Source organism: Halomonas sp. SIMBA_159 (assembly GCF_046536035.1).
Classification (GTDB): Bacteria; Pseudomonadota; Gammaproteobacteria; order Pseudomonadales; family Halomonadaceae; genus Vreelandella; species Vreelandella venusta_A.
In genome coordinates, this window is the sequence record NZ_JAWJBT010001078.1 from 1 (window position 1) to 253 (window position 253).

Annotated in this window: 1 protein-coding gene; it reads right to left on the reverse strand. The window is 56.5% G+C overall.

Going from position 1 to position 253, the window contains the following annotated elements; translation table 11 throughout:
• The coding region (locus tag R0J87_RS22590) for a M55 family metallopeptidase (RefSeq protein WP_498889133.1) at positions 1–253 on the reverse strand (253 nt) is incomplete at both ends.

A 253-nucleotide genomic window follows, 5' to 3' on the forward strand; every position in this document is an offset into this window, starting at 1 on the left:
GTCATCTCCAGCCACCAGCAAAACCGGGACGCCGTAATACCCAGCGACATAAGCATTGAAGCCCAGTTCGCCCACTTCCACCTCGTCGATCCACATCGTGCGGACGCCGAAAATCATGGCATGCGACATGACGCCTTTTTGGCCAGCGCGTGCATGGTAGCCGGCAAAAAAGGCTCCGTCATAGCTGGCATCTAGCCCTTCCACCATCGAAAACGCTTTGACGCCCCCTGTGATGAGCTCTGCATCTTCGTAG